Annotated in this window: 18 protein-coding genes and 3 pseudogenes; 12 read left to right on the top strand and 9 right to left on the bottom strand. The window is 72.5% G+C overall.

What is annotated here, in order from left to right; all coding sequences use genetic code 11:
• The coding region (cobT, locus tag M3N57_08230; protein ID MDP9022669.1) for a nicotinate-nucleotide--dimethylbenzimidazole phosphoribosyltransferase at positions 1-982 on the top strand (982 nt) is incomplete at its 5' end.
• Positions 979-1719, top strand: a complete 741-nt coding sequence (locus tag M3N57_08225) for an adenosylcobinamide-GDP ribazoletransferase (GenBank protein MDP9022668.1) — start codon at positions 979-981, stop codon at positions 1717-1719. The genes cobT and M3N57_08225, both read left to right, overlap by 4 nt.
• 89 nt (positions 1720-1808) lie before the next feature.
• Here the strand turns inward: M3N57_08225 and M3N57_08220 are convergent, their stop codons facing one another.
• Positions 1809-2705: a DNA-3-methyladenine glycosylase 2 family protein gene (locus M3N57_08220; GenBank protein MDP9022667.1), complete on the bottom strand. Its 897-nt coding sequence runs from the start codon at positions 2703-2705 to the stop codon at positions 1809-1811.
• Between the two features lie 87 nt (positions 2706-2792).
• Here M3N57_08220 and M3N57_08215 point away from each other — a divergent pair, with 87 nt between their 5' ends.
• On the top strand, positions 2793-3653 hold the full coding sequence (locus M3N57_08215; GenBank protein MDP9022666.1) for an aldo/keto reductase: 861 nt from the start codon (positions 2793-2795) through the stop codon (positions 3651-3653).
• 88 nt (positions 3654-3741) lie between these two features.
• Here M3N57_08215 and M3N57_08210 read toward each other — a convergent pair whose 3' ends face one another.
• Positions 3742-5097 (bottom strand): CUAEP/CCAEP-tail radical SAM protein, encoded by a 1356-nt coding sequence (locus M3N57_08210; GenBank protein ID MDP9022665.1) that lies wholly within the window; start codon positions 5095-5097, stop codon positions 3742-3744.
• 220 nt (positions 5098-5317) lie between these two features.
• On the opposite strand from M3N57_08210, the gene M3N57_08205 reads away from it, so the two are divergent.
• The 3 genes from M3N57_08205 to glgA all read left to right on the top strand — a co-directional run bounded on the left by M3N57_08205 (position 5318) and on the right by glgA (position 8143).
• A complete protein-coding gene (locus tag M3N57_08205) occupies positions 5318-5692 on the top strand; it encodes a DUF2203 domain-containing protein (GenBank protein ID MDP9022664.1) in 375 nt (124 codons plus the stop codon).
• Positions 5693-5759: 67 nt separating this feature from the next.
• On the top strand, positions 5760-6956 hold the full coding sequence (locus M3N57_08200; protein MDP9022663.1) for a glucose-1-phosphate adenylyltransferase: 1197 nt from the start codon (positions 5760-5762) through the stop codon (positions 6954-6956).
• Positions 6953-8143, top strand: a complete 1191-nt coding sequence (gene glgA / locus M3N57_08195) for a glycogen synthase (GenBank protein MDP9022662.1) — start codon at positions 6953-6955, stop codon at positions 8141-8143. The genes M3N57_08200 and glgA overlap by 4 nt, the downstream gene beginning before the upstream one ends.
• Here glgA and M3N57_08190 read toward each other — a convergent pair.
• Both M3N57_08190 and M3N57_08185 read right to left on the bottom strand, forming a co-directional pair.
• Entirely contained in the window at positions 8133-9083 is a 951-nt protein-coding gene (locus M3N57_08190) for a DMT family transporter (GenBank protein ID MDP9022661.1), read from the bottom strand. The genes glgA and M3N57_08190 overlap by 11 nt on opposite strands.
• A gap of 85 nt (positions 9084-9168) precedes the next feature.
• On the bottom strand, positions 9169-10410 hold the full coding sequence (locus M3N57_08185; protein MDP9022660.1) for an ATP-grasp domain-containing protein: 1242 nt from the start codon (positions 10408-10410) through the stop codon (positions 9169-9171).
• A 79-nt stretch (positions 10411-10489) separates the two neighbouring features.
• Here M3N57_08185 and M3N57_08180 point away from each other — a divergent pair, with 79 nt between their 5' ends.
• The 4 genes and pseudogenes from M3N57_08180 (at position 10490) to M3N57_08165 (ending at position 14070) form a co-directional block, all read left to right on the top strand.
• Positions 10490-11116 (top strand): NifU family protein, encoded by a 627-nt coding sequence (locus M3N57_08180; protein MDP9022659.1) that lies wholly within the window; start codon positions 10490-10492, stop codon positions 11114-11116.
• A gap of 641 nt (positions 11117-11757) precedes the next feature.
• Positions 11758-12090: pseudogene (locus tag M3N57_08175) on the top strand (cell wall-binding repeat-containing protein).
• Between the two features lie 824 nt (positions 12091-12914).
• Positions 12915-13161, top strand: a pseudogene (locus M3N57_08170) (transglycosylase family protein).
• A 129-nt stretch (positions 13162-13290) separates the two neighbouring features.
• Positions 13291-14070: an SDR family oxidoreductase gene (locus M3N57_08165; protein MDP9022658.1), complete on the top strand. Its 780-nt coding sequence runs from the start codon at positions 13291-13293 to the stop codon at positions 14068-14070.
• A 133-nt stretch (positions 14071-14203) separates the two neighbouring features.
• On the opposite strand, the gene M3N57_08160 is transcribed toward M3N57_08165, so the two are convergent.
• Positions 14204-15373 carry a sigma-70 family RNA polymerase sigma factor gene (locus M3N57_08160; GenBank protein MDP9022657.1) on the bottom strand — a complete coding sequence of 390 codons (1170 nt, stop codon included), beginning with the start codon at positions 15371-15373 and terminating at the stop codon, positions 14204-14206.
• 148 nt (positions 15374-15521) lie between these two features.
• Positions 15522-15872, bottom strand: a pseudogene (locus tag M3N57_08155) (lytic transglycosylase domain-containing protein).
• Positions 15873-16911: 1039 nt separating this feature from the next.
• Between M3N57_08155 and M3N57_08150 the strand changes: the two are divergent.
• Positions 16912-18084: a phospholipase D-like domain-containing protein gene (locus M3N57_08150; protein ID MDP9022656.1), complete on the top strand. Its 1173-nt coding sequence runs from the start codon at positions 16912-16914 to the stop codon at positions 18082-18084.
• A 17-nt stretch (positions 18085-18101) separates the two neighbouring features.
• Here the strand turns inward: M3N57_08150 and M3N57_08145 are convergent, their stop codons facing one another.
• Together M3N57_08145 and M3N57_08140 are read right to left on the bottom strand one after the other, a co-directional pair.
• Complete coding sequence (locus tag M3N57_08145; protein ID MDP9022655.1) at positions 18102-18824, bottom strand: M15 family metallopeptidase; 723 nt, start codon at positions 18822-18824, stop codon at positions 18102-18104.
• Positions 18825-19090: 266 nt separating this feature from the next.
• Positions 19091-19675: a site-2 protease family protein gene (locus tag M3N57_08140; GenBank protein MDP9022654.1), complete on the bottom strand. Its 585-nt coding sequence runs from the start codon at positions 19673-19675 to the stop codon at positions 19091-19093.
• A gap of 176 nt (positions 19676-19851) precedes the next feature.
• Here M3N57_08140 and M3N57_08135 point away from each other — a divergent pair, with 176 nt between their 5' ends.
• Positions 19852-21087, top strand: coding sequence for an NlpC/P60 family protein (locus tag M3N57_08135; protein MDP9022653.1), 1236 nt, complete (start codon positions 19852-19854; stop codon positions 21085-21087).
• Between the two features lie 71 nt (positions 21088-21158).
• Here M3N57_08135 and M3N57_08130 read toward each other — a convergent pair whose 3' ends face one another.
• Positions 21159-21443 (bottom strand): DUF4235 domain-containing protein, encoded by a 285-nt coding sequence (locus M3N57_08130; protein ID MDP9022652.1) that lies wholly within the window; start codon positions 21441-21443, stop codon positions 21159-21161.
• Between the last annotated feature and the right edge of the window lie 215 nt (positions 21444-21658).

Here is a 21658-nt window from a genome sequence, read left to right as displayed (position 1 = left end):
GCGCCACGCCGCGCTGGCCAAGCCGGCGGGGAGCCTGGGTGGGCTGGAACGCCTCGGCGCCCAGCTCGCCGCCGTCGCCGGGACCAGCCCCCCGCCGGTACCCACCGACCCCGCCCTGGTCATCGCCGTGGGCGACCACGGCGTGCACGCCCAGGGTGTGACGCCCTGGCCGCGGGACGTGACCCGTCAGATGGTGGCGGCGTTCTGCCAGGGACGCACCGCCGCGAACGCGCTGGCGGCGACGGTCGGCGCACGCGTCACCGTCCTGGACGTCGGCGTGGCGGGGCCGGTCGCCTCCCATCCGCTGCTCCGCGCCGCCCGCGTCCGTGACGGCACCGACGACCTGCTCGACGGCCCGGCCATGAGCTGCGACGACGCGGCCCGGGCGGTCCTGGCCGGAGCCGGGGTGGCCGACGAGCTGCTCGCCGCCGGGGCGGACCTGCTGCTCACCGGGGACATGGGGATCGCCAACACCACGCCGGCGGCGTGTCTGGTCGCGGCGCTGACCGGCGCCGAACCCGAGCAGGTCACCGGCCGCGGATCGGGGATCGACGACGCGACGCTGGCGTGGAAGCAGGCCGTGGTCCGCGGCGCGCTGGAGCGCCACGGCGACGACCGTGACCCGCTGGCTGTCCTGGCCTCCCTGGGCGGTCTCGAGCACGCCGCCCTGGTCGGGGTGGTGCTCACCGCCGCGGCCGAGGGCGTCCCCGTGATCCTCGACGGGATCTCCACCGTCGCGGCCGCGCTGGTGGCGGTCGCGCTGAACGCGGCGGTGGCGGACTGTGTCATCGCCGGTCACCGCTCGGTCGAACCCGGGGCGGCGATCGCGCTGGCGCACCTGGACCTGGTCCCGCTCCTGGACCTCCAGCTGCGCCTGGGGGAGGGCACCGGAGCGCTCCTGGCGGTCCCGGTGGTGCGGGGCGCCGCCCGGCTCCTGCACGACGTGACGACCCTCGCCGAGCTGCGGGAGGAGCTGCCGTGAGGGCCGCGTTGGCGTTCCTGACCGTCCTGCCGGTGCGCAGCGCGCTCGGTCCCGGCCGCCGGGCCCTGGCGGCGTTCCCCGCAGCGGGAGCCGTGGTCGGGCTGGTCTGGTGGGCGGCGGCCGTGGCGGGGCGTGGGCTGGGCGGGGCGGCAGTGGGCGCAGCGGCGGTGTTGGTGGCCGACCTGATCCTGACCGGCGGGCTGCACCTGGATGCCGTCGGCGACGTCACCGATGCGTGGGCATCCGGTCGGCGCGGCGACGACGCCCGCGACGTGATCCGCGATCCGCGGGTGGGTGCCGTTGGCGCCGCCGGTGTCGGCACCGTGCTGCTGGCCCGGTTCGCGCTCCTGGCAACGACCGTGCCGGCCGCGTTGGTCGCGGTCCCCACCGCCGGGCGGCTCGCGATGGTGTGGACGCTGGGGCGGCTGCCTGCCGGGGCGGGGTCGCTGAGCAGCGACCTGGTACCGACCGCCACCGCCGGCGTGCGGTGGGTCGCGGTCGGGTCGGCCACGATGATCGCCGCGGCGGCGGCGCGCGCAGCCGGCGTTGCGTTGACCGGTGCGGTGATCGTGGGCGGCGTGGCCGCGGCGGGCGCGGTGACCACCGCGGTGGCGCTCGCCGCGTGGTGGCGGCGCAGGTTCGGGTTCCCCTGTGGCGACGCGGTGGGTCTCGCCGGGATCGTCGCCGAGCTCGTCGCCCTCGCCGTGCTGGTGGCAGCACTAAGGAGCAAGTCATGAGGATCCTCGAGCGACGCAACGACGGGAAAAGCATGACGCCGCAGCGCTCGCATCGCTGATCGTCGCCGGCCCGTTGCCGGCGGCGCCGTTCAGATCGCCTCGAGCCGGCGCAGCGGCCGGCGGGGGCCGAACCGGGGCGCCCACCGCCCGCTGAGACACAGCAGGCGGACGACCCGGCCGCGGTGGCCGCGGTAGGGCTCGAGCAGCTCGAGCATCCGTGCGTCGTCGGCTCGTGGCTCGCCGGCCAGGTTCCACGCCACCAGGTTGGGGATGTGGTAGTCGCCGACCTCAACGGCATCGGCGTCGCCGAGCGCGGTCCGCACGACCAGCGCCGCGGTCCAGGGGCCGACCCCGTTCACGGCCAACAGCCGGCGGGTCGCCTCGCCGGGGTCCAGCGTCGAGACGTCTCCGAGCCGGGCGGCGTGGACGCAGACGCGACGCAAGGTCTCGGCCCGGCGGCGCTCCAACCCCAGCGGGTGGAAGCGGAAGTAGGGCTGTTGGGCCAGCAGCTCCGGGGCCGGGGGGAGCAGCAGACGACCGGGTCCCGGTGCCGGCTCCCCGAACCTCACCACGATCCGCCGCCAGGCCCGCTTGGCCTCGATCGACGTGACCTTCTGCTCGACCACCGCACGCTGCAGCGCATCGACCACACAGTGGGAGCGGCACAGCCGCAGGCCGGGGGAGCGGCGGTGCAGGCGCTCCAGCAGTGGGTGGGCGGGACGGAAGCCCTCCGGGTGGTCGCCCGCGCCGAGCAGCTCCGGGGCGGTGTCGAGGAGCCACGCGGCGCCGGGACCCCAGGCCGCGGCGACCACCGTCGGGGGCGTGCACACCAGGTGAAGGGTCCCTGCACTGTCGGGAGTCCGCACCGCCCACCACGCCTCACGGGGGGCGAGGCGGACGGTGGGATCAGCCGTCCCCGTGCGCAGCGGCGCGAGCGTGCCCGCCAGATCCAGCGGGTAGGACAGCTGCAGGCGACGGATCCGCATACGCCTCCGTGGTGGCCTGCGAGGAACCTAACTGTGGGACCACCCCTGGGAGGTAGCGTGGCCCGGGATCGACGAACGGGATCGCCGATGAGCGTGGCCACTCTGGACGACACGACCGCCGGCACGGTGACCCTCGGCGACCTCGAGGTCCGCCGACTGGGGTTCGGGGCGATGCGCCTCACCGGCCCGGGGGTGTGGGGAGCGCCCGACGACGTCGACGCTGCCCGGGCGGTGCTGCACCGAGCGGTCGAGCTCGGTGTCAACTTCATCGACACCGCCGACTCGTACGGCCCGCACGTCAACGAGACGTTGATCGCCGAGGCGTTGCACCCCTACCCCGACGACCTGGTGATCGCCACCAAGGGTGGGCTCGAGCGCCCCGGTCCCGGACAGTGGCCGCGCAACGCCCACCCCGACCACCTCAAGCCCGCCTGCGACGGGAGCCTGCGCCGGCTACGCGTCGACACGATCGACGTCTACCAGCTGCACGCTCCCGACCCCGCCGTGCCGTACGAAGAGACCGTCGGGGCGCTCAGAGAGCTCCAGGACGCCGGGAAGATCCGCCACATCGGGCTGTCCAACGTGGCCGTCGACCAGCTGGCAGCCGCTCGCAGGATCGTCGACGTGGTGTCGGTGCAGAACCGCTACAACCTCGCTCACCGCGAGCACGAGGACGTCCTCGAGGCCTGTGCGGAGCTGGGCCTGGCCTTCATCCCGTATTTCCCGCTGGGTTCCGCCCAGCTGGCCAGCGACGACGGTCCCCTGGCGGGGTTGGCTGCCCGCGAGGCCATCACGCCCGCGCAGGTGGCGTTGGCGTGGCTGCTGGCCCGTTCTCCCGTGATGCTGCCGATCCCGGGGACGTCGTCGCTGGAGCATCTCGAGGAGAACCTCGCCGCAGCCTCCGTGGACCTCCCCGACGACGTCGTCACGGCCCTCGACCGCGTCTAGGCCGTCCCCGGCGGCGACGGGACGCTCACCCCGGATCGGGTGTCGCATCGGGGATGACCGGACCGGCCATCTGCTCGGTGGGCTCCGCTCAGCAGAACCACGGCTCGGTCAGCCTGGGGCGTCCCTGCACCGAGCCGGTCAGGATCTGCGGACGCCCGCCGGTGACCCCTGCGGCTGCCGCCACCGCCGCGTCGACGTCGACGAAGATCCGCTCGGCGCTCGCCCCGTCGGCGGTGCGCTCGGCCACCAGCTCGGCGAGTTCGGCCTGCAGCGCATCGACCCGCGCATCCGCGGCGGTCCACCGGTACGTCAGCCTCTCGGCGTCGTAGTCGCCCAGGTACGGGGCGAGGTCGGGATGGTCGAGGAGCAGCGACCCTTCCGGGAGCAGGAGCCGGATGGTGTACATGACCGGGTCGACGTTGCCGACCAGATCGTGGTCGGCCACGAACGTCACGACGTCGTGGACGTCTCCCAGCGTCGTCCACGGCGTGAACGGCAGCCACGAGGGCCGCAGTTCGATCCCGTACGAGCGCAGCAACGCGATCGCCTGACGCGCCTGCGCGGTGGTGTGACCCTTGTCGAGCCGGGCGAGGATCGTGTCGTTGGTCGTCTCCAGCGCCGACACCACGAACAGGCAGCCCGACTCCGCCAGCACCGGCCAGGCTTCAGGGTGCTCGACGATGTGGTCGACCTTGGTGGTGCAGTCGAACGTGAGTTGCGGCCAGCGCTCGTGCATCGCGCGCACCACCCGGAGCGCGTGGGTGGGGCCGTTGAGGAAATCCGGGTCGGCGAACGTGATGTGCCCGGCGCCGAGTTCGACCAGCTGGGCGATGTCGTCCACGACGGCGGCGGTGTCAACCGCCCGGAAGCGTCCGCCGTAGACGGTCGGGACGGGACAGTGGCGGCACCGGTGCTTGCAACCGACGGTCGCCTGGACCGCCCCCACCCGACGTTCGTGGCCGCCGAACGCGAGGTGGGCGTAGGAGTCGAGCGGCGGAAGCAGGTCGCGGGCAGGCAGCGGTGGCTTCACCCGGCCGCGGCCGAGCTGGACGGTCACGCGGTCTGCCACGTCGACGTCGCCAGCGAGGCCTGCGACCCACCCGACCAGCGCCCCGACGTAATCGCCGGCGATCACCCGGTCGGTGACGCGACCGACGGTGTGGTCACGGCTCACCGGCGCGTACAGACCGTAGAAGCAGATCGGGAGGGTGGGGCGCTGGCGACGCGTGACGGTGGCCGCGGCCACCGCCAGTCGCATCGCGGTGTGCATCGGGACCGAGAAGCAGACGGCACCGGCCCAGTCGATCAGGGCCGGGTCCCACCGCTGGACCGACAGATCGAGGCAGCGGACCTCGTGGCCGGCGTCGCGAAGGGCCGCGGCAGGAACCGCGGCGTGCAGCGGCTGGTGACCGAGCTCGTAGGTGGACACGACCAGGACACGCACGCCACCGAGGTTAACCACCTCCCGTGCCGCCGACGAACGGCCGGCGTCGAGACCGTGGTTCGCTGGACTGGCCGGTTGTACGGTCTACCGCACGCTCCGCGGGGCGCTGTCTAGGACGTCGCAGCCAACGGGGGGACCGCGAGGGGGCGGCCTGGCCGTCCCCTCGCGGCCGTGCGCCACCACCTCGACCGGCCATACTGCACCGGCCATACTGGGCCGCATGGAGCGGACCTTCACTCTCGAGGAGGCCCGGACGCTGCTGCCCGAGGCGCGGGCGCGGATCCGGACGGTGGCGGCGCTCACGTCCGAGGCTCGCCAGCTCGAGCGGGCACTGCGCGACAACCGTCCGGCTGCTGGCGGCGTGCCGGAGCTGAAGGCGTTGGACGCCCGTGTCCACGACGAGCTGTCCTGGTTCGCCGAGCACGGCGTGCAGGTCAAGGGCATCGCCCCGGCGCTCCTGGACTTCCCGGCCCGGGCGGTGCAGGGCGTGGTCCTGCTGTGCTGGTTGGAGGGCGAGGACGACCTCGCCTGGTACCACCCGGTCGAGACCGGCTTCCTGGGCCGCGCGCCGATCGCGGAACTGCGGCTGCTGTGAGGAGGAACGCGTGGCCGACCAGCACGTGATCGGGATCGTGCTCGCCGGCGGGGCGGGCAAGCGGCTGATGCCGCTCACGGCCGACCGGGCCAAGCCGGCGGTGCCCTTCGCCGGGAGCTACCGGTTGGTCGACTTCGCCCTGTCGAACCTCGTCAACGGCGGCTACCTGCGCCTGGTGGTGTTGACCCAGTACAAGAGCCACAGCCTCGACCGGCACATCTCCACGACCTGGCGGCTGTCACCGCTGCTGGGCAACTACGTCACGCCGGTCCCCGCGCAGATGCGCCACGGGGCCCGGTGGTTCGCCGGGTCGGCGGACGCGATCTACCAGAACCTCAACATCATCCGCGACGAGCGTCCCGATCACGTGATCGTGTTCAGCGCCGACCACGTCTACCGCATGGACCCGCGCCAGATGGTCGAGCAGCACGTCGCCACCGGGGCGGGGGTGACGGTCGCGGCGATCCGCGCCCCGCGGAAGGACGCGTCCCGGTTCGGGGTGGTTCAGCCGGGGGACGGCACCCGTATGGCCGGCTTCCACGAGAAGCCGTCGACCGCGCAGGGCCTACCGGACGCACCGGACCAGGTGTTCGCCTCGATGGGCAACTACGTGTTCGCCACCGATGTGCTGGTCGATGCGGTGACCCGCGATGCCCAGCGTGAGGACAGCGACCACGATGTGGGCCGCGACATCATCACCATGCTGACGGCAGCAGACCAGGCGCACGTGTACGACTTCGCCGCCAACGACGTGCCGGGAGCCACCGAGCGCGACCGCGGCTACTGGCGCGACGTGGGCACCGTCGACGCCTACTACGCGGCACACATGGACCTGGTATCGGTGCACCCGGTCTTCAACCTGTACAACCGCGACTGGCCGATCCACACCTGGCTGGGGTCGCTGCCGCCCACCAAGTTCGTCTTCGACGACGACGGGCGCCGAGGACAGGCGCTCAACTCGATGGTCAGCGGCGGGGTGATCGTCTCGGGCGGCACGGTGCGGCGCTCGGTGCTGTCGCCGGGGGTGTTCGTGCACGCGTACGCCGAGGTGGAAGGGTCGGTGCTGATGCAGGACGTCGTGGTGGGCCGTAACGCCGTCGTCCGCAACGCCATCGTCGACAAGAACGTGGTCATCGGAGACGGTGCCCGCATCGGGGTCGACCCGGACCTCGACCGCGAGCGGTTCACCGTCTCCGACGGCGGGGTCGTGGTGATCGCCAAGGGGCAGCGGGTGCCTGCAGCGGCCGACGCCGACTCCCCGTGAAGACCGCGATCGTCACCCGCGAGTACCCGCCGGAGGTGTACGGGGGCGCTGGCGTGCACGTCGAGCACCTCGCCACCGCGCTCGCCGAGCACGTCGATGTCGCGGTGCACTGCTTCGGGCCCGCCCGAAGCGACCCGCTGGTCGCCGCGGCGTACCAGCCGTGGGAGGCGTTGGCGGGCGGTGCACGACACCTGGCCGCCTTGCGCACCATGTCGGTGGATCTCGTGATGGCCGCCGGGGTGGCCGGCGCCGACCTGGTCCACACCCACACGTGGTACGCGAACCTCGCGGGGCACCTGGCCAAGCTGCTGTACGAGGTCCCGCACGTGGCGACCGTCCACAGCCTCGAGCCGTTGCGCCCGTGGAAGGCCGAGCAGCTCGGCGGCGGCTACGCGGTGTCCAGCTTCTGTGAGCGCACCGGGCTGGAGGATGCCGACGCGGTGATCGCGGTGTCGGACGGCATGCGCGCCGACGTGCTCGCCTGTTACCCGCAGATCCCGCCCGACCGCATCCACGTGATCCACAACGGCGTCGATCCGGACGTGTACCGGCCCGAACCCGACCGCGGAGTCCTGCGCCGCTTGGGCGTCGACCCCGATCAGCCGTCGGTTGTGTTCGTCGGCCGCATCACCCGCCAGAAGGGCCTGCCACACCTGCTCCGCGCTGTCGAGCTCCTGGAGCGCCCCGCGCAGCTGGTCCTGCTGGCCGGCGAGCCCGACACGCCCGAGATCGCCGCCGACGTCCGCGCTCGGGTTGACCGGCTCCGTGCGGCGCGGGGCGGGGTCGTGTGGGAGGAGGCGATGCTGCCCCGCGCCGACGTCGTCGCGGTCCTCTCGCACGCGACGGTGTTCGTGTGCCCGTCGGTGTACGAACCGTTCGGGCTGGTCAACCTCGAGGCGATGGCGTGTGGCGCCCCGGTCGTGGCGACGGCGACCGGTGGGATCCCCGAGATCGTGGTGGACGGCGAGACCGGCCTGCTGGTCCCGTTCGAGTCCGGTGACGCGTCGGAGCCAGCCGACGCCGAGCGGTTCGCCCGGGACCTGGCCACCCGCATCGACGAGCTCCTGGCCGACCCTTCCCGCGCCGCCGGCATGGGTCGAGCTGGCCGCCGACGGGTGCTGGACCGCTTCACGTGGGACGTTGTGGCCGAGCGGACGGCCGACCTCTACCAGCGGCTCACGGGTTGACGTCGGGCGGGACGGGGGCGCCGACCACGACCGTCGACCCGGCGTCGGTTCGGCGGCGCTCGCGGCGGCTGGTCAGCCACGCCCCGAGCAGGACCAGCGCCGTCCCGACCAGCGCGAGCGGGTGCACCGTCTCCCCACGGACGGTCACCCCCAGCACGATCGCGACGACGGGGATGAAGTAGATCGCCACCGACCCGCGCGCTGCACCGACCCGCCCGACCAGGGTGGTCATCCCCACGAACGCCAGCCCCGTGCCCAGGACCCCCAAGGGGACCATGGCCAGGGCGCTGCTCCACTTCCAGGTCGAGGTCGGCACGGACGCGGCCCCCACCGGGGCGATCACCATCAGCGCCACCAGCTGGGCGCGGAGCAGCACGGGAGCGCTGCCGTAGCGTTGCTGCAGCGGGACGGCGAGGTTGGTGGCCAGGCCGTAGAGGGCCACCGCGACCACCAGCAGCGCCACGCCCAGCGGTGAGGCGTCCGACCCGGACGCGTTGGGCCACATGATCGCGACCACGCCGAGGAACCCGAGGGCGAGGCCGGCGACCTGGGTCGGTCGGGGCAGGGACCGCAGCAACAGCGTCGCGATCAGCGCGCTCCACAGCGGCACCGCCCCGTTGATCATCCCGGCCACCGACGAGTCGACCCACTGCTGGGCGATGGGGAACAACAGCAGCGGGGCGGCCATCCACACCAGCCCCAGCACCGCCACCCGTGGCCAGTCGTCGCGGTGGACGCTGCTTCTGGCACGGGGCACCAGCGCGAGTGCGACCACCCCCAGGGTCAGGCGAGCCCCCGCCACGACCCCGGGGGCGAACGCTTCGAGTCCGATGGCGATGAACAGGAACGACGAGCCCCAGATCGCGGCGATCCCGGCGAGCAAGCCCCACTCGATCGCACCGAAGGGTTCGACGCGGGTGCCGTGCGCCGTCTGCAGCACCCGGCGCCGGGGTGGCCCCGGCCGTCCCGGTGGCGCGTCATCCCTGGCGGGATCCGGGGTCAGGCGCACGAGCGTGGCGGCGCCGTCAGGCGGTGCGTTGATCGGCCGGGGCGGCGATGACCACGTCGAGCTGGCGGTGCGCCTCGCGCAACGAGCGCTCGACGTCCGCGGGGGTCTGGCCACGGGCGAACAGGAAACCCAGGTAGCGGTCGCCCTCGGGCAGCGGCGCCACCGCACGCCCGGTCGGGACGGTGATCTCGAGCCCGACGATGCCGGGGACCGAGCGGGCAGCGTCGCGGCCTTGGACGGCGCGGAGCACGCCGGCGTGGGGGATCGGGAGCATCATCACGCCGGATGCGTCCGGCTCACGTCGCAGCCTGTCCAGCGGCAGATCGAGCGCGTGACGCAGGATCAGCTCCTCGAGCTGCACGCCCAACCCGAACCGCAACGCACGGGCGCACAGCCCACCGATGGAGCGCGCGGCCAGCTCCAGGAACGTCACGACCCCGTCCGGTCCCACCCGTAGCTCCGCGTGGACGGGACCTTCGCGCAGGCCCACCGCGGTCGCCGCGTCGGCGGTGACTCGCTCGATCTCGGCCACGACGTCCGCCGGCTTCCGCGACGGCGTGACGTACAGGCTCTCCTCGAAGTAGGGCCCGTCGAGCGGATCAGGCTTGTCGAAGACCGCCAGCACGTCGAGGTGGCCGCCGCGTAGCAGCCCTTCGACGGCCACCTCCTCGCCGGGAACGAACCGTTCGACCAGCAACGGACCGTCCGCATCGGCGTCAGCGCATCCGAGCAGCCGCCGGATCCGTGCCGCGGCGGTCGCGGCATCCTCCGCGGTGTCGGCGCGGATCACCCCGCGGCTGGCTGACAGCGACACCGGTTTGACCACGCATGGAAGCCCGACCGTGCGGGCGAGCGCGGCGACGTCGTCGCCTGATGCGGCGACGCGGAAGTCGGCCTGGCGCACCCGCCCAGCCAGCGCCCGACGCAGCGCGACCTTGTCACGGGTGCGGGCGACCGCGCCCGGCGGGTTGTGGGGGATCCCGAGCGCGGCCGCGGCCTGCGCTGCGGCCACGACCCCCTGGTCGTCGACCGCGATGACAGCGTCGATCCGGTTGGTGCGTGCGTGCGTGGCGATCGCACGTGCGGCGCGGTCAGGGTCGCCCAGATCGATCCGCAGCGCCCGATCGCCCATCCGGTCGGCCATGGCCTGACGCTCGTCCGAAGCGATCACGACCTCGACCCCCAGGCGCGCGGCGGCATCGAGGAAATCCCCGGCGCGGTACGTGGACGAGGGCAGGAGCAGAAGGATGCGGCGCACGGCGGTACCGTACGTGACGTGCGCGGTCCCGCCCAGGCGACGTCGACCCGCGCGGAGGGCATCCATGACCGACAGTCCCATGACAACCGAACCGATCGTGCAGATCACGCCCAACGCCAAGGAGAAGATCCTGCGGGTGCGGGCGCAGGAACCCCAGCCCGAGGCGATGGGGCTGTGGGTGTCCGTCAGCGGGTTCGGTCCACGCGGCTACGACCACGAGATCCGCATCGATCGGCTCGAGCTGGCCGAGCCCAGCGACGTCGTGCAGCACCACGATGACCTGTCGATCGTCATCCCCGCGGACGACGTCGACAAGCTGCGCGGCGCGACGATCGCCATCGAAGGTGATCCCGTCTACGGCGCCGTGGTCGTCACCAACCCCAACAAGCCCGAGAGCCCGCAGATGCGTGGCCAGGTCGGTGACCTCAGCGGTCCGCTCGCGGAGCGCGTGGCGCAGATCCTCGAAGCGGTGGTCAACCCGAGCATCGCTGCGCACGGCGGACGTGCGGAACTCGTCGGCGTCGAGGACGACACCGCCTACCTCCGCCTGTCGGGCGGGTGCCAAGGTTGCGGGATGGCCAAGGTGACGCTGACCCAGGGGATCGAGGTGGCGATCCGCGATGCCGTCCCCGAGATCCGCAACATCGTGGACGTCACCGATCACGCCGCCGGGGACAGCCCCTACTTCGAGTCGTCCAAGAAGTAGAGGTCATCGAAGTAAAGGTCGTCGAACGAGCAACCGTCGCTGTCGGCCTCGCCGGCGTCCGCGCCGGTCTCGTGAGACCGTCGGAGCGCCCGTCGCTGCGGTCTCCCGCCCCGACGGGATGCGGTCAGGCGGCGCGCTGGTCCTGGTCGCTGGCGTGCAGCTCTCGGAGCTGCTCGATGTCGCGGGGGGTGGCGACCCCGAGCGCGAGCTTCACGGCGAGCAGAGCCTGGTGCTCGTGGGGCTGCGCTGCCATGTCACGTCCTACGGTCGTCGGTCGCCTCGTCACCACCAGCATCGGCCAACCTGGTCGGGTGCGGTAGCCACGGCCGTGGCAACGGTGCGAACCGGGGTGTGGGTCCTGCCTGGCCGCCGTGACGCCGTCGCCCCGACGGCGGCGACGAGGAGTGGCGCTGAGTGGCGCTGAGCGTCGTGTCCCTGTCGGTGGTGCTCGCGGCCTGGACGTTGCGCGTGAGCGTCCGGTGAGCTAACTGCAGCATGCGCTCTGCGCACTCTTGTTAGCACATCTGGGGTTGAGGCTCCACCATCGGTGCGGCGCTGCCGAAGCGTGGGCCGCGATGTGAAGCGCTCGCGTTCGACGCGGCCGTCGCCTTCCTCCCCCCTCCCCGAACGAGAGATCCTCCATGCCGTCTTCTGTGTCTGCTCGACGACCGCGGCTTCTCCGCGCGTTCCCGGCCGTGTTCGTCGCGGTCGCGCTCGCCGTCACCCAACTGGTGGGGGCGGACCCTGCGCACGCGGCGTCCGGCGTCCAGCGCGTCCACGACCGCGACCGCGTGTCGACGGCGGTGGCGGTCGCCACGCAGGCGTGGGGCCACGCCCCGCACGTGCTGCTGGCCACAGCCTCCGACTACCCCGACGCGATCGCCGGGGCTGCACTCGCGGCTCGACGCCAGGGGCCGGTCCTGCTCACCCCACCCGACCATGTCCCGGTGCCGGTGTGGGAGGCGCTGCGGTCACTGGGCACCACCGACGTCACCATCCTCGGGGGCGGTAAGGCGGTGACGCCCGCGGTCGAGCAGCACCTGCGGGCGGGCGGGTACGCGGTGCAACGCGTCTCGGGGCCGACCCGGTACCACACCGCTGCGGTCGTGGCCGGGCAGGTCAACGCCGGTGGGGACGTCCCGCTGGTGGCGGTCGCGGTGGGTAGCCGCGCCGACGGCCGTGACGCGTGGCCGGACGCGCTGTCAGCAGCGTCGCTGGCGGGGCTCAGCTCCCCGGCGCCGACCCTGTTGGCTGCCGATGGTCACCTGCCCGACGCCACCCGCGACGCGCTGCAGCAGCTGGCACCCGACCGGGTGATGGTCCTCGGCGGGCCGGGTGCGGTCAGCGACACGGTCGTCCAGCAGATCGCCGGGATGGACATCCCGGTCGAACGGGCCGCCGGGAGCGACCGGTTCGCGACGTCGGTGCAGGTGGCCGAGGCCGCCCTCGACGGAGTCGGCGGTGCCGGCCCGCTCGACGGCCAACAGGTCGTGTTCGCCTCCGGGGAGGACTTCCCGGACGCGCTGGGCGCCGGGGCGCTGGCGGCGCGCCGGTCCGCTCCGCTGGTCCTGGTGCCCGCCGGGCAGCTGGCGGACGGAGTCGATGCGTTCCTGCGCAGCGACGGGACGGACTTCCAAGGCGGCGTCCTGGTCGGGGGACCGGTCGCGGTCAGCGGGTTCGTCCACCAGGAGCTCGAGGCGGCACTGGCCGGGGCTCCGCGTCCCGCACCACCGCCGCCACCACCGGCTCCGGAACCCAGCTGTGCGCCGAACTCGTCGCCGGACTGCCGTTACACCTACCACCATCCCCTGTCGACCTGGGAGTCGTTGGCTCGCTGCGAATCCGGTGGGAACTGGGCGATCAACACCGGGAACGGCTACTACGGCGGGCTGCAGTTCTCGCTGTCGTCGTGGCGCACCGTCGGGGGAGCCGGCTACCCGCACCAGCACTCGAAGTGGGAGCAGATCTACCGCGCTGAGCTGCTGCAGTCGCGACAGGGGTGGGGCGCCTGGCCAGCGTGTTCCCGCAAGATCGGGCTGCGCTAGCGTCGACATCGGTTGCGTCCAGCCGTCGGGTTGCCATGTCGGGGTCGACGACGCGGAAGCTGACGTCCGCCGAGCGACGCCCGTACCTGGCCAGGTTGGACCACCGCAGCATCGGTTGAGGAGCGCGACGTGACGTGGGATCCGCACGGCAAGGTCGCGGTGGTCACCGGCGCCTCCAGCGGGATCGGTCGCGCCACCGCGCGTCGGCTGGCGTCGGCTGGCATGACGGTGGTGGGCGTCGCTCGACGCGAGGAACGGCTGCGCGAGCTCACCGACGCGGAACCCAACGTCGTGGCGCACGCGGCCGACGTGACCGACGTGGCCGCCGTCGATGCGCTCTCCGACCGGGTCCGCGACGAGTTCGGTGTCTGCCACGCGCTGATCAACAACGCCGGGGTTCCGGGCGGGCAGTTCTGGGAGCGCGACGACCTCGACGACGCGTTGCAGACCCTCGACGTGAACCTGCTGGGCACGTTCCGGTGTCTCGCGGCGTTCGCCGACCTGCTGGCGGAATCCGCCCCGAGCCGCGTCATCAACGTCGCGTCGGTCGCTGGGAAGCTCGGGATCGGGCCGGCCGCGTACGCGGCCAGCAAGTTCGGGGTCGTCGGCGTCTCCGAAGCGTTGGCCTTCTCGTGGGCTGCTCGTGGCGTGACGGTGTGCCAGCTCAATCCCGGGTTCATCGAGACGGAGGGCTTCCCGCAGAACGGGCTCAGGCGCCGCGGGCTGGGTCCGCTGATCGGGGAGCCCGACGACGTCGCCGAGGCGGTGTTCGACGCGCTCGTGCGCGGCAAGGTCGAGCGGACCGTTCCCCGCTGGTACCGCGGGATCGTGGTGGTCCGCCACGTCGCCGCGCCGCTGTACCGGGCGGTCGCCTCTCGCCTCGATCGGGCGCGTGGGATCCGCCACTGAGGTCTCGCGACGTCGGTGTGCCGGGTCGTTCCCGGCTGCGGGAACAGATCGTCACACCACCGCACTGCGACCCGTCGGTGTGCTGGGTCGTTCCCGGCTGCGGGAACAGATCGTCACACCACCAGGCGGGGTCCTAGAACGGCAGGCCCTGGGTCTGCGCTGCGGCTTCCACCAGTCCCCGCAGCTTGTCGGCGCGGGCGGGGTGGCGAAGCTTGGTCAGCGTCTTCTTCTCGATCTGGCGGATCCGCTCGCGGGTGACACCGTAGAACTCGCCGATCTCCTCCAGCGTCCGTGTGCGCCCGTCCAGCAACCCGAAACGCATCATCAGCACGCCCCGCTCGCGCTCGTCGAGCGATGACAGCGCCGCGGCGACGTCGTCGCGGGCCAGCTTGAACGCGGCGACGGCCTCCGGGTCGATGGCGTCCTCGTCGGGGACGAGCTCACCCATCGTGGTGTCGCCCTCCTCGCCGACCGGTTTGTCCAGCGATGCGATCGAGGTGGAGGCCTGGCGGATCTCGCGGAGCCGCTCGAGCTCGAGGCCGAGCTCGTCGGCAACCTCCTCGTCGGTGGGCTCACGGCCGTGGATCTGCAGCAGGTCCATCTCGACGCGGCGGATCTTCCCGACCATCTCGTGCACGTGGACCGGGAGCCGCACGACCCGGGCCTTGTTGGCGGTCCCGCGCGTCAGGGCCTGACGGATCCACCATGTGGCGTACGTCGAGAACTTGTAGCCCTTCTTGTAGTCGAACTTCTCGACGGCCCGGATCAGACCGAGGTTCCCCTCCTGGATCAGGCCAAGCAGGCTCAGCCCCCGGCCCCGGTAACGGCGGGCCACCGACACCACCAGTCGCAGGTTCGCGCGGATCATGTGTTCGTGGGCCCGTTGGCCGTCGCGCACCAGCTTCCACAGCGTGGCCCTGCGCTGCGCGCTGAGCGTGAGCGTCTCGTCGTCCATCATGTGCCGCGCGGCCCGACCGGCGTGGTCGCGCTTCGAGAGGTCGATCTCCTCCTCGGCTGTGAGCAGAGCGGTCCGTCCGATGCCGTCGAGGTACTGGCGGACCGAGTCGGTCGAAGCGCTCAGCGGTCGGGGTGTGGGATGGTCACCGTCCTGGGTGAGGTCGTCGACGACCACCATCCCGAGCTCACGCGCCTGCTGAGCCAGCTCCTCAACGAGGTCTTCTTCGTCGATCAGCGGGTCGTGCAGCTCGGTCAGCTCCGAGGCGAGCAGGTAGCCGCGCTGAGCGCCACGCTCGAACAGCTCCGCGATCTCGGCTCGAGCTTGGGGGATGTCGACGTCATCCACGCGTTCACGCTCCTCATCATCGCTGTTGCTCGCAGCCGAAGTGCGGATCGCAGCCCCCGCGGCGCACGAGCCGCCCCTTACCGTAACCGAGGTCGCCGCTTCCGGCCGCGCGCACCGCGAGCGCCGGTGCGGATCGCACGGAAGGCGATCAGGCGATGAGGCGCTCGTAGTAGCGCAACACCGCCAGGACGTAGTACTGCGTCTCGGCGTACGGTGGGATGCCCCCGTGGGAAACCACGGCACCCGGGCCGGCGTTGTACGCGGCTAGGGCCAGCTCCACGGACCCGAACGACGCCTGCTGCTGGGAGAGGTAGCGCGCCCCGCCGGCGAGGTTCTGCAGCGGATGCGCAGGATCGACGCCCAGCCGGGCCGCGGTCGTCGGCATCAACTGCGCCAGACCCAACGCGCCGGCGTGTGACACGGCGCCAGGGTGGTAGGCGGATTCGGCCCAGACCACGGCCGCGAACAGCCGCGGGTCCAGCCCCGCCTGCGTCGCCGCCTGCGCGACCGCAGGGGCCCACCTGCGAGCGTGGGTGGGCAGACGGTCCGCCCACTCGGGCATGGGGCCGTCGATCTCGAGATCCTCCCAGCGCACGTCGATCGCGGCGCGCAGCTGGTTGGACAGCTGTGCCGCGGCGGCCTGGAGCTGGCGGACCAGGGCTGCGCTGGCCTCGCGGTCCGCTTCGGTCGAAGCCACGATCGCCGCTCGCCGTTCGCGCTCGTGGCCGACCTTGGCGGTGACCTGTGCTTGGCGCTTGGTGAGAGCGTCGGCGCGGGCGCGCGCCTGGGCCGCCTGGGCTTCCTCTCGCTGGCGTTCCGCACGCAGGGCCGCGACCTCCCGCCGCGCGCGTGCCGCTTGCATCGTCACCACCCGCGCCGAGCGCAGCACCTCGTCGTCAGCAGCCAACGACCTTTCCACGATGCGCACCCCGACCGCCATGTGGTGCGCGTCGGTCGCGCCGAGTAAGGACGCGTACAGGGCGCTGGGCCAGGCCCGGGCACCGTGTTTGAAGGTGGTGGCTGCACGTGCGTCGAGCCGAGCGCGGGCGAGGGCGCTGTGATCGACCAGTGCGGACAGCTCGCGGTCGCGCTCGGCCAGCTGCGCCGTCGCGACCTGAGTACGCTCCCACGCTCGACGGTAGGCGGCCTCAGCGGCGGCCCGTTCGGTCTCCAGGCGGCCGAGCTCGGCGGACTCCACCGCCAGGATCTCGTCGATCTGCGCCAGCTCGGCGCGCGCGTGCTGCACTTTGCGGTCGGCGTCGGACAGCTGCCCGCCCGCGTCCGCCAGCCCGCGACGTGTCTCCTCCAACCGTCGTCGGACCGCGTCTGGCGGCTCCGCGCCATGGACCGGGACGGCCGCCCCCGCCAGCGCCACGCTCGCGGCCAGGACCACCCACCCGCGACCGCTCAACGGTGCCCCACTTCCCCACGGTGCTCGGGATGCCCCATCGTCGCTGTGGCGTCCGGCCGGGCCGACGTCACCGGAGCTCGACGCTCGCCGGTACGGTCAGCCGGGTACGCGGCGGGAGCTCGTACCCATGGCCGACGAACGGGCCACGTTCACGCACCGGTGCCGACGCCACCTCGAGGGCCTCCTCGGCGTGCCCGCCACCGAGGGCAACGAGGTCACGGTGCTGCGCAACGGCGACAACATCTTCCCCGCCATGCTGGAGGCGATCGGCGCCGCAACCAACACGGTGGACATCCTCACGTTCGTCTACTGGACAGGCAACATAGCCCAGAAGATGGCGCACACGCTGGCGGACCGCGCCAAGGCCGGTTGCCGCGTGCGGGTGCTGCTCGACGCGTTCGGGGCGCGCCTGATGGACGACGACCTGGTTGACATGCTCCAGGACGCCGGCACCGACGTCCGCTTCTTCCGTCCACCCACCAGCTGGGAGCGCATCACCGAGGCGACGCACCGCAGCCACCGCAAGGTCCTGATCTGTGACGAGGAGGTCGCGTTCACCGGCGGTGTCGGCATCGCCGAGGAGTGGGAAGGTGACGCCCGCGACCACCGCGAGTGGCGTGACACCCACTTCCGGTTCCGGGGACCGGCGGTGGACGGTCTGCGCGCCGCCTTCGTGGACAACTGGGCCGAGACCCACGGCCCGATCTTCGACGAACGCGACCGGTTCCCCGAACAGCCGCAGGTCGGCGATTCGGTGGTGCAGGTGATCCGCGGGGAAGCGGAGGCCGGCTGGAGCAACATCACCACGCTCAAACGGGCCCTGATCCAGCTCGCCCAGGAACGGATCCGGATCACCACGGCGTACCTCTCACCGGACGATGTCATGCTCGACCTGCTGTGCTCGGCCGCCCGGCGAGGCGTCGAGGTCGACATCCTCCTTCCGGGTGTCCACGCCGACAAGCGGGTCGCGCAGATCGCTGGTGAGCAGTGCTACGAGCAGCTGATGGAGTGCGGGGTGGGCATCTACAACTACCAGCGCACCATGCTGCACCCCAAGGTGATGACCATCGACGGCGTCGTGGCGAACGTGGGGTCGTCGAACTTCAACAGCCGGTCGTTCTCCGAGGACGACGAGGTGGACGCCGTGATCTTCGACCGGAACGTGGTCGAGGTGCTCGACGCCCACTTCGACGAGGACCTCACCTGGAGCGAGGAGATGCAGCCAGGACGCTGGGACGAGCGCAGCCTGACCCAGCGGACACTGGAGCGGCTGACCGCCCTGATCGACCACCAGATCTGACGGCTCCTGCCGCCGCTTCAGCGACCGCTGCGCGAGAAGTGCATCCAGTCGACGCTCGTACGCCAGTCGCCGCCCCAACCCCAGCCGATCGCGGCGAACGCCTCGGTCACGACGTCGCCGGCGACGATCATCCCCGGCCGCTCCCAGCCGCGGTCGGTGTAGGCGGACGCGAGTTCCGACAGGACCAGGTCGCCCTTGACGTACGGGTTGTGGAACGGGTTGATGTCGACCGCCAGGCCGTAGGCGTGCTCCGACCAAGAGGTCGCCCCACGGGCGGGCCGGCACACGAACGCCGTGGTGTTGTTGCCGTCCCCGGTGGGGGGCGCGTCGACCTCGTCGCGGGACACCACGCGCATCTCTTCGATCGGGAAGCCAGCCTCGAACAGCCGCTCGAAGACGGTGACAACGGGCTGCGCTGCGGAGGCGTGGACCAGCAGCTCCCCGCGGTACGCCCGCCCGTCGAACCCCCAGAACGACAGCGTGACGTAGCGCAGTTCCGACACGGCGACCGGACATGTCGGCGACCACGTCGAGCGCGCCACGACCTCCTCGGGCACGTCGCTGATGGTGGCCACGAAGCGGTCGGTCTCGGCCCGCGGGACGCCCTCGGGGGGCGGGAACCGGCGGTCGCGGAGCTCAGGCGGCGTCGGTTGGACCTCGCCGAAGCCATCCGCGCGCAGCGGCAGCACTCGCGTGCCGAGCCAGGATGGTCGTGTGCTGGTCGACGGATCGGCTCCCATCACCTCGTCGGGGGTCGGTGGCGGTCCGGCCGGCCCGTGCCCAGCCGTATCCGTCGCCGACGGCGACACGGCCGGCTCCCCGTCGGCGCCCGAGTTCGTGTCGGACGGCGACGCCTGTGGCGTGCCAGCAGGCGCACCCTCGGGGGATCCCGGCAGGCAGCCGGTGACCACGGCGGCGGCGATCAACACGGCGACGGCGGCGTGGCGGAGGCGGAGAGACGGCGGCAACATGCGGGGACGCTACCGGCGGAACCCCGGTGAGCGTGTCACAGCAGCAGCTGCCACAGCTCCAACGCCACGCCGAAGACGCGACTGAGCGCACCCGGCAGCAGCAGGACCACGATCAGCAGCAAACCCATGGAGTACGACCGGAGCCGCGCCCACGCCGGCAACCAGCGGCGCGGCAGGAAACGTTCGATCACAGCCGAGCCGTCCAGCGGCGGGAGGGGGATGAGGTTGAACGCGGCGAGGATCACGTTGATCCAGCCGAAGGCATAGACCGCCTGCAGCAGCGCATCACCTTGGCGCATCCCCGCCAGTGCCGGGTTGGTGAGCAGCGCACGCAGGACGAGCGCCGCGGCCACCGCCAGGACGATGTTCACGGCCGGTCCCGCCAGGCTGACCACGAGCCCGTGGTCGCGCGGGCGTCGCATCCGTGCGGCGTTGACGGGAACCGGTTTGGCGTAGCCGAACGCGGCTCCGGTGGTGACCGCCAGCAGGAGCGGAAGCAGGACCGTCCCGAACGGATCGATGTGCTTGACCGGGTTGAGCGTGAGCCGCCCCGCCCTCTTGGCCGTGTCGTCGCCGAAGGCCAACGCCACCGCGCCGTGCGAGACCTCGTGGAGGATCACCGATGGGGCGAGGACCACGAGGATGAGGACGACCTGTGTCAGTACCGACCCCCACTGGATGGACCCTCGCTGGCGGCGAGGCTACCGCGCGTTCTTCGGCCACCGGTCTAGGAGCTTCGGAGCGCCAGCGCGGACCCGTTAGTCTCCCCGAGGGGCGCCGACGGACGGTGGGGCGGATGGCGCGGGGCGGCAACCGATGCGTGGCGGTTTCGGTCGCGCTCGCCGCGGTGGTGATGGCCGGCTCGGTCGTCCCCGTTGGCGCTGACCCGCAGAGGGTGCAGGACACCGAGGGGCGGGTGGACGAGACCCGCCGCGCCGCCAGTCGGGCGGCGCACCGGCTCGACGAGCTGGCCCGCGCGGCGGAGCTGGCGGTCGAGTCCTACAACGAAGCCAACGAGCGGCTCACCGCGGTCCGCCGCCAGATGGCGGAGGTCGTGGCCGAGATCCAGCACCTCGAGACCGCGATGCAGGAGCGCCAGGACCTGGCGGACGGGTTCGCTCGGCGTCTGTACCGGCAGGGGCTCACCCACCAGATCGCGGTCGTTCTGGACGCCGGTGACGCGGCGGAGGCCCAGACCCGGTTGACGCTGCTGCGGTCGGCCGCTCAGGCGCAGCTGTCGGTGGTCGACGCGCTCCGGGGCGACCGTCGCGTCCGGGCGGCGCACTTGGCGCGGTTGGAGACCGTCCGGGCCGAAGCCGCCGCGGCGGAACGGTCGCTGGCGGGGGAGCGCAACCGTGTGGAGGGCTTGCTGGCGACGCAACGCGGAGAGGTGGAGCAGTTGCGCCAGGCCGTCGCGGACGCCGAGGACGCCCACGCCGAGGCGGTCCGGGTCGAGGAGGAACGGCTCGCACGACAGCGGTCCGAGCGCGAAGCCCGCGAACGTGCCGAGCGCGAGCGAGTGGAGCGCGAACGGATCGCGCACCAGGCACACCAGCGGGCCCAGGCAGCGGCTCGCGAGGCGGCTCGACGGGCCACCGAGACGACACGCGCCACCACCCCGCCGGCTCCCCCCACCCGGTCCGAGCCTCGAGATCCGCCACCGCCGGCGGGCGACCGGGCGCAGACCGCGGTCGACGCGGCGCTGTCGCAGGTCGGCAAGCCCTACCGGTGGGGAGCGGAAGGCCCTGACGCCTACGACTGCTCCGGCCTGACGAAGTGGGCGTGGGCCAAAGCGGGGGTGGCGCTGCCACACAGCTCACGGATGCAGTACCAGGTGACCGCACGCGTGCCTCGCTCGGACCTGCGACCCGGTGACCTGATGTTCTTCGGCAGCCCGATCCACCACGTCGCGCTCTACATCGGCAACGGCAAGGTCGTGGAGGCGCCCTACAGCGGTGAGCGCGTCCGGATCAACGACCGCACGGTGCACCGCTCCGACCTGGTGGGCATCGGCCGGCCCACCACCCGCTGACCGTCGTCGGCGCTTCCGCGACGTCCCGCGCCGTCACGAGGCGGGCCGTCACGAGGCGCGCCGGCACCCGGTCAGGCCACCTCCTCCAGTCCCGGCGGGTAGACGCCGGTGGCGCGGCGCCAACCCTCCGCTGCGCCCCGCGACGCCAGCATCCGGGCGACTCCGACCAGCATCCCGGTCAGCGCGGCCCACGCGATCGCCTCGCTCCACCGCGTGTACGGCGACGCGGGGTTCGCCGGGGGGTCGACGTCCCGGGTGCGCTTCCACGCAGCGGTCGCTGCGTTGCGGACGAGTGCAGCGGCCGCGATCGCCGCCGCCGTCCCCAACGCCCTCCACAGAGTCTCCCTGCCATCCACGTTGTTCGCTCCTGGCTGCCGGCACCGCGAAACTACAAGCGTCGAGGGGCGGGACGCGAGCGCCGGCACGGGCGAAGGGACGTGCGACGGCGGCGCCGAGGCGATGCCCGATTGGCGTCGCCCGGGCCCGACCTTGTTCCATTGCGTCCCGACCACCGCCGCGCACGAAGGAGACCCCATGACCGACCGTTCCGGCCCGCTCCGCGACGCCGTCT

The sequence above is a fragment of the Actinomycetota bacterium genome (assembly GCA_030776725.1).
Taxonomy (GTDB): Bacteria; Actinomycetota; Nitriliruptoria; order Nitriliruptorales; family JAHWKO01; genus JAHWKW01.
The sequence above is the reverse complement of the archived record's forward strand: the minus strand, read 5'-3'. Positions and strand labels throughout refer to the sequence as shown.